At 71.9% G+C, this 12,838-nt stretch carries 12 protein-coding genes; 6 read left to right on the top strand and 6 right to left on the bottom strand.

Annotation, left to right across the window (positions count from 1 at the left end; genetic code table 11):
- Positions 1 to 47 precede the first annotated feature (47 nt).
- A complete protein-coding gene (locus ACRYCC_RS20250) occupies positions 48 to 1,475 on the bottom strand; it encodes an amino acid adenylation domain-containing protein (protein WP_433814276.1) in 1,428 nt (475 codons plus the stop codon).
- A 423-nt stretch (positions 1,476 to 1,898) separates the two neighbouring features.
- Between ACRYCC_RS20250 and sbnA the strand changes: the two genes are divergently transcribed.
- The 5 genes from sbnA (at position 1,899) to ACRYCC_RS20225 (ending at position 6,818) form a co-directional block, all read left to right on the top strand.
- Entirely contained in the window at positions 1,899 to 2,924 is a 1,026-nt protein-coding gene (sbnA, locus tag ACRYCC_RS20245; RefSeq protein ID WP_433814274.1) for a 2,3-diaminopropionate biosynthesis protein SbnA, read from the top strand.
- Between the two features lie 54 nt (positions 2,925 to 2,978).
- Complete coding sequence (gene sbnB / locus ACRYCC_RS20240; protein ID WP_433814272.1) at positions 2,979 to 4,004, top strand: 2,3-diaminopropionate biosynthesis protein SbnB; 1,026 nt, start codon at positions 2,979 to 2,981, stop codon at positions 4,002 to 4,004.
- A 55-nt stretch (positions 4,005 to 4,059) separates the two neighbouring features.
- Entirely contained in the window at positions 4,060 to 5,175 is a 1,116-nt protein-coding gene (locus ACRYCC_RS20235; protein WP_433814270.1) for an acyl-CoA dehydrogenase family protein, read from the top strand.
- Between the two features lie 107 nt (positions 5,176 to 5,282).
- Entirely contained in the window at positions 5,283 to 5,867 is a 585-nt protein-coding gene (locus ACRYCC_RS20230) for a hypothetical protein (RefSeq protein ID WP_433814268.1), read from the top strand.
- 78 nt (positions 5,868 to 5,945) lie between these two features.
- Complete coding sequence (locus tag ACRYCC_RS20225) at positions 5,946 to 6,818, top strand: LLM class F420-dependent oxidoreductase (protein ID WP_433814266.1); 873 nt, start codon at positions 5,946 to 5,948, stop codon at positions 6,816 to 6,818.
- 66 nt (positions 6,819 to 6,884) lie between these two features.
- Here the strand turns inward: ACRYCC_RS20225 and ACRYCC_RS20220 are convergent, their stop codons facing one another.
- Entirely contained in the window at positions 6,885 to 7,835 is a 951-nt protein-coding gene (locus tag ACRYCC_RS20220) for a hypothetical protein (protein WP_433814264.1), read from the bottom strand.
- Positions 7,836 to 7,864: 29 nt separating this feature from the next.
- Positions 7,865 to 8,410 (bottom strand): SigE family RNA polymerase sigma factor, encoded by a 546-nt coding sequence (locus tag ACRYCC_RS20215; RefSeq protein WP_433814262.1) that lies wholly within the window; start codon positions 8,408 to 8,410, stop codon positions 7,865 to 7,867.
- Between the two features lie 167 nt (positions 8,411 to 8,577).
- Between ACRYCC_RS20215 and ACRYCC_RS20210 the strand changes: the two genes are divergently transcribed.
- Positions 8,578 to 9,366 (top strand): acyl-CoA thioesterase domain-containing protein, encoded by a 789-nt coding sequence (locus ACRYCC_RS20210; protein WP_433814261.1) that lies wholly within the window; start codon positions 8,578 to 8,580, stop codon positions 9,364 to 9,366.
- A 10-nt stretch (positions 9,367 to 9,376) separates the two neighbouring features.
- Here ACRYCC_RS20210 and ACRYCC_RS20205 read toward each other — a convergent pair whose 3' ends face one another.
- The 3 genes from ACRYCC_RS20205 to ACRYCC_RS20195 all read right to left on the bottom strand — a co-directional run bounded on the left by ACRYCC_RS20205 (position 9,377) and on the right by ACRYCC_RS20195 (position 12,823).
- Positions 9,377 to 10,180: an enoyl-CoA hydratase gene (locus tag ACRYCC_RS20205; protein ID WP_433814260.1), complete on the bottom strand. Its 804-nt coding sequence runs from the start codon at positions 10,178 to 10,180 to the stop codon at positions 9,377 to 9,379.
- Positions 10,181 to 10,383: 203 nt separating this feature from the next.
- Complete coding sequence (locus tag ACRYCC_RS20200) at positions 10,384 to 11,934, bottom strand: AMP-binding protein (RefSeq protein ID WP_433814258.1); 1,551 nt, start codon at positions 11,932 to 11,934, stop codon at positions 10,384 to 10,386.
- A 211-nt stretch (positions 11,935 to 12,145) separates the two neighbouring features.
- Positions 12,146 to 12,823: an ACT domain-containing protein gene (locus tag ACRYCC_RS20195; RefSeq protein ID WP_433814256.1), complete on the bottom strand. Its 678-nt coding sequence runs from the start codon at positions 12,821 to 12,823 to the stop codon at positions 12,146 to 12,148.
- Between the last annotated feature and the right edge of the window lie 15 nt (positions 12,824 to 12,838).

Raw genomic sequence — 12,838 nt, 5'->3', positions numbered from 1 at the left:
TCAACGACCGAACGGGCGCCGCAGAGCACCTTTTCCGTCACTCTCGGTCACGACCGATGGACGACCACCGCGACCGCGCCGACACTCGGGTGCCGCTGGAGCACCGCCTCGATCTCGCCGAGCTCCATCCGGACTCCGGCGATCTTGACTTGGCGGTCCACCCGGCCCAGGTACTGCAGCGCGCCCTGCGGCAGCAACCGCACGGCGTCACCGGTCCGGTAGAGCCGCCCGGTGGGGGTGTCGGCGAACGGGTCCTGGAAGAACGCCTCGGCGGTGCGCTCCGGATCGCCCAGGTAGCCCCGGCCGACGCCGTGACCGCCGACGAACAGCTCGCCGGTCTCGTCGACCTCGCACGCCCGCCAGCCGTCGCCGTCACGGCACAGCACGTACAGCTGGGTGTTGATCACCGGGGTGCCGATGGGCAGCCGCAGCAGCGCCAGGTCCGGCTCCCCCACCACGTGATGGGTCACGTCGTCGGAGCACTCCGTGGGGCCGTAGGCGTTGAGCAGCCGGGCCTGCGGCATCGCCGCCAGCCAGCGGCGGGCCACCTCGGTGGGCAGTTCCTCGCCGGTGGCCAGCATCCAGCGCAGGCCGGCCAGCGCGGACCGCTCCGGACCGGCCGCCGCGGCCAGGTCGTCGAGCAGCAGCCGCACCATCGTCGGCACCAGTTCCACCACGGTGATGCCCTGCCGGTCCACCGCCGCCGCGAACGCCACCGGGTCGTAGCCGACCTCGTCCCCGATGACGTGCACCTGGCCGCCGACGAGCAGCGGGCACAGCATCTGCCACACCGAGATGTCGAAGCCCAGCGGCGCCGTCTGCGCGACCACGTCGTCGCCGGTCAGCTCCAGGTCCACGATCTTGGCGAGCAGGTGGTTGATCATCCCGGCGTGCTCGACGACGGCGCCCTTGGGCCTGCCGGTGGAGCCGGAGGTGAACAGGACGTAGCGGGGCTGGTCCGGCGCCTCCAGACGCGGCGGCCCGGCCCACGGCGCGCATCCGGCCGCATCGGCCACCGGCACGATCGGCACCCCGGCCTCGGCCGCGCCCTCGGCCATCGCCGGCGAGCGTGCGGGATCGTCGTCGACGTTGAGCAGGAGCCGCGCGCCGGCCTGGCGCAGCACGTCGCGCACGCGCGCGGCGGGCCAGGTGGTGTCCGCGGGGACGTAGAGCGCGCCGACCAGCTCGATCGCCAGGAAGGCCGCCACCACGGAGACCCCCCGCTCGCCGCCGACCGCCACCACGGTGCCCGGTCCGGCGCCGGAGCGCTCCAGCAGCGCGGCGAGCCGCCGGGCCTCCGCCGCCAGCTCCGCGTAGCCGACCGAGCGGCGGTCGTCCCGGACCGCCGGGCGGTCACGCTCCGCAGCGATCCGCTCCACCCGGGTGATGACCGGATCGCCGAGATCGACATCATGCGCGCGGGTCATTAGGTGCTTTGCGGCGAGGTCCCGGGCACGGGTGATCTCTTCTGCCATGATCGGCAGCTTGGGCAAGGCCTCCCGGTCAAGAAGACGACCCATGATCGTTCCAGTGGCGCTCATAATTACCCCTCCGCACAGAAGGCCGACCGTCGCCGCATCGACGGAGACCAGCCTAAGACCCGACTAGCCCTACTAGACCCGATTCGCCGGATTTGCCGTACCAAGCGGTAAGTGGGGGGTTGCGGTCCAACATGCCCCCGGGTACGGTGATCCTTCGCCGCACGTTGATTCGGGGTTGCATCCGCGTTGCGCAAAAACAGGGGGAGTCAACCGGAATTCTTCTCCGCGAATTCATGCGGAGGACAGGCTCGGCCCCTCCTTTCACATAAGCATTCCGGAGCCATTGTTCACAGCCTTCGCATACACACTTCATAACTTATCGGATTTGATGGTTGTCATTCATCAAAGGTTGGCAACGTGCCCATTATAGGCTCGCCGCAGGATTTCAATGTTGAGGATTTGTACGTCGACCTGAGATCCGTGCTCGACTTTCCGCTTTACTTGAAATGTGAGGGTTTCAACTTCGCCGGTTCGGTGAAGCTCAAGGCCGCCTGCGAGATGGTGGAGGCGGCCGAGCGGGCGGGCTCCCTCACCCCGGGATCGATCCTCGTCGAGTCCTCGTCGGGCAACCTCGGCATCGCCCTGAGCATCATCGCGGCCAGCAAGGGCTACCACTTCCTGTGCATCACCGACCCGCGCTGCAACCCGGCCTCGCAGCGGCTCATGCGGGCCCTGGGGGCGGAGGTGCGGATCATCTCCGAGCAGGACTCCAACGGCGGCTTCCTGGAGAGCCGGATCCGCTACGTGCGCGAACTATGCGAATCCGATTCACGTTATGTGTGGCTCAACCAGTACGGCAACGAGAACAACTGGATGGCGCACTACCGCGGTACGGCGCCGGCCATCGCGCGGCAGTTCCCCGACCTGGAGGTCCTTTTCGTCGGGGCCGGCACGACCGGCACGCTCATGGGCTGTGCCCGTTACTTCCGGGAGCGGCAGAAGCCGATCACGATCGTGGCCATTGACGCCGTCGGATCGGTCACGTTCGGTGGCATCCCGGAACGGCGGATGGTCCCCGGGCTGGGCACCAGCAGCCGCCCCGGGCTGGTCGACGAGTCCTTCGTCGACGACGTGGTCCACGTGCCGGAGGTGGACACGATCCGCACCGTCCACCAGCTGGCCGCCCGCGGCTTCCTGTTCGGCGGGTCCACCGGCACCGTGGTGAGCGGGGCGGCGAGATGGCTGGCGGAGAAGTACCCCGGCGAAGAGCCGACCGCGGTCGCCATCGCCCCCGACCTCGGCGAGCGCTACCTCGACTCGATCTACGACGAGAGCTGGCTCCAGCGGCACTTCGGGGACATCTCCGCGGAGCTCGAGCGCGCCGGGCTGGATACGCTCTTCTCGCCCCGGCCGGCCGGCGGGGGCCCGCCGCCCTACGGCTGACCTCGCCGTACGCTTTCCGCCCCTCGTCACGACCTTCTGTGGAGTCCCGTCACCATGACCCAGGTACCGTCCTTCGCCGTGATCTCCGGTGCCCAGGTGCACCAGGCCGTCAGCGGACGGGAGGAGCAGGTCACCGACATCGTCGAGGCCGCCTACCGGCTGCACGGTGAGGGCGCGACGGTGAACCCGGACTCCTACTTCCTGCGCTTCCCCGACCGGCCGTCCTCGCGCATCATCGCGCTGCCCGCCTCGGTCAAGGGCGACGTCGACGTGCACGGCATCAAGTGGATCTCGAGCTTCCCGGAGAACGTGGACGCGGGCATCCCGCGCGCCTCCGCGGTGCTCATCCTCAACGACAGCCGGACCGGCTACCCGTTCGCCTGCCTGGAGAGCTCCATCATCAGCGCCGCCCGCACCGCCGCCTCGGCGGCGCTGGCCGCCCTCACGCTGAGCGAGAGGCGTGGCGTGCGGCCCACCCGCGTGGGGTTCGTCGGGGTCGGCATCATCGCCCGCTACATCCACACCTACCTGGCCGGCAACGGCTTCGCGTTCGACCGGCTCGGCATTCACGACCTGTCCGCCGAGCACGCGGAGGGGTTCAAGGGTTACCTCGAGCGGACCGAGAAGGGCCAGGTCACGATCCACGACACGGCCGAGGACCTGATCCGCTCCTCCGACCTGATCGTCTTCGCCACCGTCGCGGGCGAGCCGCACGTGCAGGACCCGGCCTGGTTCGACCACAACCCGCTCGTCCTGCACATCTCGCTGCGCGACCTGTCCCCCGAGATCATCCTCGCCTCCTGCAACATCGTCGACGATGTCGAGCACTGCATGAAGGCCGGCACCTCCCCGCACCTCGCCGAGCAGCGGGTCGGGCATCGCGAGTTCGTCGCGGGCACCCTCTACGACGTCCTGACCGGCGCCGTCACTCCCCCGGCCGACCGGCCGGTGGTCTTCTCGCCGTTCGGCCTCGGCGTCCTGGACCTGGCCGTGGCGAAGTACGTCTACGACGAGGTGACGGCCGCCGGTGACCTGCACACCGTGCCGGACTTCTTCCACGAGCTCAAGCGCTACGGCTGACCCCCACACTGTGCCTGGGCGCGTCGGCTGACCAAGCAAGCGTTAGGGTGGGTCCATGGATCTCGTGGTCACCGAGGAGCAGCGGGAACTCCGCACCACGCTGCGCCGGTTCTTCGCCGACAAGTCGCCGAGCGCCGCGGTCCGCCGCCTGATGCTGACCGGCGAGGGGTACGACCCGGCCGTATGGACGCAGATGGGCGAGCAGCTCGGACTGCAGGGCCTGGCGATCCCGGAGGAGTACGGCGGGTCGGGCTTCGGCTTCCGGGAGCTGGTGATCGTGCTGGAGGAGATGGGCCGGGTGCTGCTGTGCGCGCCGTACCTCTCCACCGTCGTGCTGGCGGCCGGCGCCGTGCGCAACAGCGGCGACCGTGCGGCCATGCGGGACCTGCTGCCAGGGCTGGCCGCGGGCTCCACCATCGGGACCCTGGCCTGGACCGAGGACGACGGCCGCTGGGACTCCGGCGGGATCTCCATGGCGGCGCGGCCGGACGGCGTCGGCTGGGTGCTGGAGGGCGCCAAGGCCTTCGTGCTCGACGGCCACGTCGCGGACCTGGTGCTGGTCGTCGCCCGGACCGGCACCGGCCTGTCGCTGTTCGCGGTGGAGGGCGGCGCGACCGGCCTCACCCGCACCGGGCTGCCCACCCTCGACCAGACGCGCAGGCTGGCCCGGCTGGAGTTCGCCGGGGTACGGGCCCGGCTGGTCGGGGCCGAGGGCGCGGCCGGCGCGATGCTCGCCACCACCCTCGACCAGGCCGCGGTGGCCCTCGCGGCCGAACAGCTCGGCGGCGCGCAGCGGGTGCTGGAGATGAGCGTGGACTACGCCAAGGTCCGGCACCAGTTCGGCCGGCCCATCGGCGGGTTCCAGGCCATCAAGCACAAGTGCGCCGACATGCTCATCGGCGTCGAGTCGTCCCGTTCGGCGGTGCTGTACGCGGCCGCGGTGGCCGACGCGGACCCTGCGGGGCTGCCCCCGGTGGCCGGTCTGGCCAAGGTCTACTGCTCCGACGCGTACTACACGGCGGCGGCGGAGAACATCCAGATCCACGGTGGCATCGGCTTCACCTGGGAGCACGACGCGCACCTGTTCTTCAAGCGCGCCACCTCCTCGCGGCTCTTCCTCGGCGATCCCGCCTTCCACCGCGAACGGCTCGCCGGCCACATCGGGGTCTGAGGCGAGCGGTCCGAGGCGGCCGGTCGCCGGAAACGGCGACCCGGCCGGGCGGGTCGTACTACGGTGGCGGCGACCGGACCGCACGCCCCCAGCCGAGGGAGGCCGCCATGACCGACCCGTCCCGGCCCGACGCCGGCGCGGCACCGCCGCCCGCGGAGCAGCCTCCGGTCCGGGTGGCCGAGCTCGCCACGGCCCAGCGGCTCGGCGACCTCGTGAGCTGCCGTCAGGGCGCCAACCCGTTCGCCAACGCGGTCGCCGGTCTGGCCGTGGCCGCCGTCCTGTTCGGTGTCACGATGGCGCTGGCACTGCTGGACGTCGCCCGCGGCGTGGCGGCCGCCACCTTCGCCGGCTCGGTGGTCATCGCCTTCCTCTCGCTGTTCGCCCTCCTCGCGGGTTTCACCGGCGCCTACCTCTACACCGGCGGGCTGGTGCACCGCAGGAGCGGCCGTCTCAGCGCCGTCCGCTGGCCGGACGTCACCGAGCTGCTGCTCTGGCGGGCGGGCGGCAGGACCCGGCTCGCCGGCCGGCCGCTGTGCTACCACGTGGTCACCCGTTCCGGCCGCAGGCTGCCCATCGAGGCGCACGTCGGCGAGGGCCGCGACGCCTTCGGTGAGCTGCTGGAGCAGCAGGTGCGCCAGGGCGGCGGCCAGGTCGTGGAGAGCGGGCCGTACGCCGGGCCCCCGCCCCCCTGAGGCTTCCCTCCGGTCCGCCGTCCCGCACCGTTCTGGTAAGCCTGGTGGGAGCGTTTCCGGAACTCTGAGAGGCGATCAATGAAGCTGGGTCTGCACATATCCGATTTCACCTGGCCGTCCGGACCGGTACGGCTCGGCCCCGAGCTGGCCGACGTCGCCCGTACGGCCGACGTCGCCGGCTTCGACCGGGTCAGCGTCATGGACCACGTGTGGCAGATCGAGATGATCGGGCCGCCCGAGCACGAGATGCTGGAGGCGTACACCACGCTCGGCTACCTCGCGGCGCACACGTCGCGGGTCAGGCTCCTGACGCTGGTCACCGGGGTGACCTACCGCGAACCCGGGCTGCTGGCCAAGAGCGTGACCACCCTGGACGTGCTGTCGGGCGGCCGGGCGATGCTCGGCGTCGGCGCCGCCTGGAACGAGGCGGAGGCGCGCGGGCTGGGGCTGTTCTTCCCGCCGCTGGCCGAGCGGTTCGAACGGCTCGAGGAGACCCTGCAGATCTGCCTGCAGATGTGGCGCGGCGACGACGGGCCGTACGAGGGCGCGCACTACCGGCTCGGGCGCACTCTGAACTCCCCGCAGGCGCCGTCGCGGCCGCACCCGCCCATCCTCATCGGCGGCCAGGGCGAGAAGAAGACGCTGCGGCTGGTGGCGAAGTACGCCCAGGCCTGCAACCTCTACGCCAGCCCCGAGCTGGGCCGCAAGCTGGAGGTGCTCCGCGAGCACTGCGAGCGCGAGGGCACCGACTACGACGCGATCGAGAAGACGGTGCTCTACAACTTCGACGTGGGCGAGAAGGGGGAGAACACCGGCAGGATCATCGATGATCTGGGCCGGCTGGCCGAGCAGGGCTTCACGGTCGCGCACGGCAGCGTCACCGGCGTCTCCCGGATCAGCCCGCTGGAGACCATCGGCAGCGAGGTGATCCCCGCCGTCGCATCCCTGTGACCTCGCGGGAAGGATGCCGGACGACCTGCGGGGCGTGGACCGGGGCCGGATCCACGCCCCGGCCGCTCAGCGGCCCTTCGGCGGCTGGGTTACCTGGATCCTGGACTTGGGCGCCCCCAGCAGCAGTTCGACCCGAACGACCTGGGCGGCCGGCGGGGCCGTGACGCTGACCTGTGCGCCATAGTCGCTGAAGTCCATGATCGTGTGCATGGGCGAGGCCGGTCGGCCCGCCTTGGCCGCCTGACCCGCCTTGGGACCGGGATCGGCGTCTTCGAAGGTCAGGTCCAGCCGGCGCACCCGCCCCTGGTCGTCCACGTCGACGCTGCCGCCGGCCCGCGGACCGGCCGGCCCCTTCGCACCCCCGTCCCGTACCGAGAAGGTGTAGCGGTGGCCGGTCCAGCCGGGCCCGGACGCGGCGCCCCGCTCGTGGACGTCCGTCGCGGACCTCAGCCGCCGCAGAGCCAGCTGGGGATCCTGCGGGGCCAGTTTGACCAGCCCGATCGCGGCCGGCATGTCCTGCGGGAACGCCGTCTGCCGCGGGTAGACGATCCAGGTCTTGCCGGGCGGCATGACCCGGGACTTGCCGGGCCGCAGCGCGGCGTTCGCGGGGACGTGGGTGTAGACGAGATCGCCCAGGTACCGGTTCTCCACTCCGGTGGAGGTGGTCATCCGGCCGGTCCGCCGGGCCGGGTCGAACACCCCGTCGAGGGTTCCGGCCGAGCCGACGGGGACGATGTGGACCCGGAAGCTCTGGCCGGAGGTCTGCTCGGCGGCGGCGGCCACCTGGGCCCGCGCGGACGGCGTGCCGGTGAGCGAGGTGACGGCCAGGACGGCGGCCCCCGCCACGCTCGCCGTGCCGAGCGTGCTCAGCACCGGCACGAGCACGCGGCGCCGGGGGCGCGCATCGGCCCGGCGGACCTCGCGCAGCAGGTCGATCCCGGCCGGGAGGTCCTCGGTGGCCGCGGTCAGCAGCGACCTGATCTCGGCTTCCCGGAGGGGGTCGTGGTCGTGGCTCATGTGGGGCTCCTCACCGCCGTGTCGTACCGTCACCGGACCTCACTCCCCCGGGCCGGGGTTTCGTTGACGGCCGCGCGCCGCCGCTCCCACACGTCCGCGGGCAGCGACTCGCGCATCGCCCGCAGGCCGCGGTGGGCGTGGGTCTTCACCGAACCGGCCGAGCAGCCCATCAGCTCGGCGACCTGCGCCTCGGGAAGGTCCTCGAAGAATCGCAGCACCAGGGCGGTGCGCTGGCGGACGGGCAAGGCGGCCAGCGCACCGCGGACGACCTCCGCCACGGCCTGGTCGTCACCGAGATCGCCGGCGCCCGCCCGGTCCGGGACACCGGCCGCGGGCAGTTCGCGCCGCCAGCGGGCCCGCCACCACGACCGGTGCGTGTTGACCAGGATGCGGCGCAGGTAGGCGTCCGGGTCGGCGGTGGTGTCCAGCCGGGACCAGACCCTGTACAGCTTGACCAGGCCGGTCTGCACCAGGTCCTCCGCGGTATGCCAGTCGCCGGTGAGGAGCACCGCCGTGCGCAGGTGGTGGTCGCCTCTCCTGCGCACGAAGGCGATGAACTCGGGATCCTCGTCCACACCGTCCCCTTTCGCTCGGTCACGCGCGATGCCTGTGTCCTTGACACCTCGCGGAGCCGATCGTCGGTTGACAGGCGACGGACCCATCTTCGTCCCGGTTCCTCCTGGCCGCGGGCGACAGATTAGAATCCCGTTCGGATATCAGGGTCTGCGGAGGGCGGCGGGGGATGGCGGAGGGCGAGGCCGGCGAGGCCTTCTTCACGGAGTCGGGCGGCCTGCTGGTGCCGGCGCCGCACGCGCGCGGCCCGTGGTCGCCGGACATGCTGCACGGCCGGCTGCTGGGCGGGCTGCTGGCCCGGGCGATCGAGCGGGAACACTCCGCGGACGGCCTGCACTTCGCCCGGCTCACCGTGGACCTGTACCGCAACAGCCCGCTCGTCCCGCTGCGGATCGACACCGCACGCGTCCGCGACGGCCGCCGGATCCGGGTGGCCGACGCCACGATCAGCGGTGCGCGGGGTCCGATCGCCCGCGCCTCCGCCGTCATGCTGCGCCGCGGCCCGCACCCGGAGGGGGAGATCTGGGCCGCTCCCGTCTGGGACGTCCCCGCCCCGGACGAGCTCGACCCGCAGGCCGCCCCGTCCGGCTTCCACCTGCGACCGATCCTCTCCGGCGACGCCGCCGCGGCCGGCTTCCAGTCGGCCGACCGCCACCGGGCCTGGCTGCGCGAGACCCGGGCGCTGGTGGCCGGCGAGTCGCTGACGCCGTTCGTCCGGGTGGTGCTGGCCGCCGACATGGCCAGCCCGATGGCGCACTTCGGTTCGGCGGGGCTGAAGTTCATCAACGCCGACTACACCGTGCACCTGAGCCGGCTTCCGCTCGGCGACGACATCGGGATCGAGGGCGCGGGCCACCTCGGCGACGAGGGGGTCGCGGTCGGCCGGTGCACCCTCTACGACACCTCCGGGCCGCTCGGGTTCTGCGCGACCTCCGCCATCGCCAACGTCCGCGGCTGAGGGATCCCGGTCAGTCGCGGAACTCCGGCGGCCGGTTCTCCTTACGGGCCTGGACGGCCTCCTCGAAGTTCTTGGTGGTCAGCCGGATGAACAGCTGCGAGAGGCCCTCGTGGCCGATGTGGCCGCCCAGGCTGCCGGCCTCCAGGCCCGCCCACAGCGTCCGCTTGGTCATCTCCACTCCGGCGCGGCTGAACCCGGCGATCCGCTCGGCCAGCTCGTAGCAGGCGCGCAGCAGCTTGTCCGGCGCGACCGTGCGGGAGACCAGCCCGATCCGCTCGGCCTCGGCGGCGTCGACGTCCCGGCCGGAGAGCATGATCTCGAAGGCCCGCGAGGAGCCGATGGCGCGCGGCAGCAGATAGCTCAGGCCCAGCTCGCTGGCGGTGAGCCCGTTGTTGATGCCGGCCGCGCGGAAGTAGGCGGAGTCCGCGGCGATGCGGATGTCGGTGGCCAGCCCCAGGCACAGGCCGCCCCCGATGGCCGGCCCGTTGATCGCGCCGATCACCGGCTGGTGCATCTTGCGCAGCGCCAGGATCACCTCGTCCAGCAACTCCATCGAGCGCAGCGCGATCGCGGGCAGGCCGAGGCCCTCCAGGTTGGGGATCCGCCCCGGCGACTCCAGATCCGCGCCCGAGCAGAATCCGCGCCCCGCCCCGGTGATCACGACGACCCGGGTGTCGTTGTCCCGGCTGACCTCCTCCAGCGCCTCCCGGAAGGGAATCATCACGTCGAAGGCCATCGCGTTCATCCGCTCGGGCCGGTTGAGCGTGACCAGCGTGACGTGCGGGCGCGGTTTGTCGATCAGCACGAAGGCCATCGGCACGGATCCTCTCAGTCGATCAAACAAGCGCTAGGTTAGCCGGAACCCGGGCTCGTCTCACCGGAGGGGCACCCGGGACGGGGCCGCGGCCGGCGCCTGCCGCCCGTCCGGCCGTCCCGGATCAGGGCCGGATCAGGATCGGCTCAGGGCCGGATCAGGATCGGATCAGGGCCGGATCCAGGGCCGGACCCAGGGCCGGATCAGATGGACGCCTGCCGGTCGGCCCAGTAGGGGTCGCGCAGCAGGCGCTTGTAGAGCTTGCCGGTGGGGGTCCGGGGCATGGCGTCGACGAAGTCGACGGTGCGGGGCACCTTGTAGCCGGCCAGCGACGCCCGCAGGTATGTCAGCAGCTCCGCCGCCAGCTCGGCGGACGGCTCGAAACCGTCGCCGAGCTCCACCGCCGCCTTGACCTGCTCGCCGAACTCCTCGTCGGGAATTCCGAACACCGCGACGTCCCGTACCGCCGGATGCATGATCAGCACGCCCTCGATCTCGGCGGGGTAGATGTTCACCCCACCGCTGATGATCATGTCGATGGCCCGGTCGGCGAGGAAGAGGTAGCCGTCCTCGTCGAAGTAGCCGATGTCGCCGGTGGTGAACAGCCCGCCCTGCCGGTGGATGGACCTGGTCTTCTCCTCGTCGCCCCAGTACTTGACGTCGTCGCCGCTGGTGTAGCGGAACCAGAGCTGGCCGCGCTCCCCCGGCCCGGCCGGCGTGCCGTCGGCGAGCAGCACGCGGACCTCGGTCATGGGCAGCGGCCGCCCGACCGTGCCCGGCTTACGCAGCCACTCCTCGGCCGACACGATGGTGTTGACCGACGCCTCGGTCGATCCGTAGTACTCGTGCACGATCGGGCCCAGCCAGTCGATCATCTGCTGCTTGATCTGCGGCGAGCAGGGGGCGGCCCCGTGCCACACGGCCACCAGGCTCGACCCGTCGAACGCGGCCCGGGTCTCCTCCGGCAGCCGCAGCAGCCGGACGAACTGGGTGGGCACCAGGTGCACATTGGTGATCGCGTACTCGTCGATGAGGGCGAGCGTCGCGGCGGGGTCCCAGGCCTGCCGCATGACGACCGACCGGCCCACGTTGAGGAAGCCGTACGACCAGAGCCACTGCGCGGAGTGGTAGACCGGCCCGACCAGCAGCGACCGGCCGCCCTCGGGGATGCCGAGGAGCTGCGCGAACACGTCGCCGACCAGCTGCATGCTCACCACCGGGGCGCCGGGGGTGAGCATGCTGCGGCTCACCCCCTTGGGCCGCCCGGTCGTGCCGGAGGTATAGATCATCGGCACCCCGAGCGACTGGTCCTCCGGCTCCGCCGCGTCGCCCGCGGCGAGGAAGTCCTCATAGGGCGTGAAGCCGGGGATCTCGCCGCCGATGGCGATCACCGCCTTGAGGTCTGCGCCGCCGGCGGCCCCGGCGGCCGCCTCAGCGAAGCGGTCCTCGGAGAACAGCACCGCCGCGCCGGAGTCGTCGAGCACATAGCGCAGCTCGTCCGCCGTCCAGTGCCAGTTGACCAGCACGTACCGCAGGCCGGTGTGGGTGGCGGCGGACATCAGCTCGAAGTACTCCCGGCGGTTGCCGGAGTGGATGGCGATCGCGTCCCCGACCCCGAGGCCCAGCCCGCGCAGCGCCCCGATCAGCCGGTTGACCCGGCCGTTGAGCTCGGCCCACGACGTGGCCCCCCGCTCGTCGGTGAGGGCGGGCTCGTCCGGGCGCTTGCCGGCGTGCGGCAGCAGCAGTTCGGCCATGGGGGACCTCCAACGGGCGCGGCGACATCCTAGAACGAGACTCTAGGATCACGGGGCGCCGGGGAACAGGCCTCCGAGCATGGAAAATGGCCACCGGTGCGACCGCGCCGCCGCACCGGATGGCCATTCCCCCACACCATAGACGCGCGTAGGAGCGCTCTGGTTTCCCTCCGGCTACCGCCGCGTTACGAAGCGTCCGGCCCCGGGGGTCTCACGGGACGTCGGTGGAGACGGCCGGGACCGCGTCGACGGCGGCGGCCATCAGGGTCAGCCGGGTGCCCAGCACCGCCTCGGTGGCGCTGACCAGCTGCGCGAGCCGGAACACCTCGGTCCGGTGGAACTGCGGCGCGGCGGTGCGGGCGACCAGGACGGCCAGCCCGGCCTCGCCGATCGGGGCGACCGCGTACTGCGTGCCGTCCCGGCTGGTGAAGGACCGGGGGCGGAGCGGGTGGACCTCCGGCAGGTCGAGGTCGGCGAAGACGCCGAGGCTGGTGTGCACCAGGATGGCCTCGCCGGGCGTCACCCGCAGCAGCCCCGCCCAGTCCGCGCTGAGGATGCTCGGCACGGCGTCGGCCAGGATGACCAGCGCGCCGTCGGGATTGGACGCCAGCTGGCCGACCAGCGCCGCGTCGGGGAAGGCCCCCTGCGACTCGACCGTCGGCCACACGCCCTCGATGTCGACCCCGGGGATGAACGCCAGGCCGTCACAGAGCCGGTCGATGCCCGCTCCCGAGGGCCAGGCCACGGTGAAGTCGTCCAGCGCCCGGCCGGCGTCGCGTTCCAGCACCGCCATCTGGACCACGTCGGCGCCCGCGGCGCCGAGGATGCGCGCCACCTTGCCCAGCGAACCCGGGCGGTCCGGCAACCGGACCCGAATGCGCAGCAACACAGTCCACCTCTTCTC

This window comes from Actinomadura scrupuli (genome assembly GCF_050971785.1).
GTDB lineage: Bacteria > Actinomycetota > Actinomycetes > Streptosporangiales > Streptosporangiaceae > Actinomadura_E > Actinomadura_E scrupuli.
Note: the sequence above shows the minus strand (reverse complement) of the source record. Positions and strands in the feature narration are given on the sequence as shown.

What these genes read in the sequence shown, in the direction of transcription:
- ACRYCC_RS20250 (WP_433814276.1), bottom strand. Translation starts at nt 1,475, where the DNA reads ATGGCAGAAGAGATCACCCGTGCCCGGGACCTCGCCGCAAAGCACCTA.
- sbnB (WP_433814272.1), top strand. Translation starts at nt 2,979, where the DNA reads ATGACCCAGGTACCGTCCTTCGCCGTGATCTCCGGTGCCCAGGTGCAC.
- ACRYCC_RS20235 (WP_433814270.1), top strand. Translation starts at nt 4,060, where the DNA reads ATGGATCTCGTGGTCACCGAGGAGCAGCGGGAACTCCGCACCACGCTG.
- ACRYCC_RS20230 (WP_433814268.1), top strand. Translation starts at nt 5,283, where the DNA reads ATGACCGACCCGTCCCGGCCCGACGCCGGCGCGGCACCGCCGCCCGCG.
- ACRYCC_RS20225 (WP_433814266.1), top strand. Translation starts at nt 5,946, where the DNA reads ATGAAGCTGGGTCTGCACATATCCGATTTCACCTGGCCGTCCGGACCG.
- ACRYCC_RS20220 (WP_433814264.1), bottom strand. Translation starts at nt 7,835, where the DNA reads ATGAGCCACGACCACGACCCCCTCCGGGAAGCCGAGATCAGGTCGCTG.
- ACRYCC_RS20210 (WP_433814261.1), top strand. Translation starts at nt 8,578, where the DNA reads ATGGCGGAGGGCGAGGCCGGCGAGGCCTTCTTCACGGAGTCGGGCGGC.
- ACRYCC_RS20205 (WP_433814260.1), bottom strand. Translation starts at nt 10,180, where the DNA reads ATGGCCTTCGTGCTGATCGACAAACCGCGCCCGCACGTCACGCTGGTC.
- ACRYCC_RS20200 (WP_433814258.1), bottom strand. Translation starts at nt 11,934, where the DNA reads ATGGCCGAACTGCTGCTGCCGCACGCCGGCAAGCGCCCGGACGAGCCC.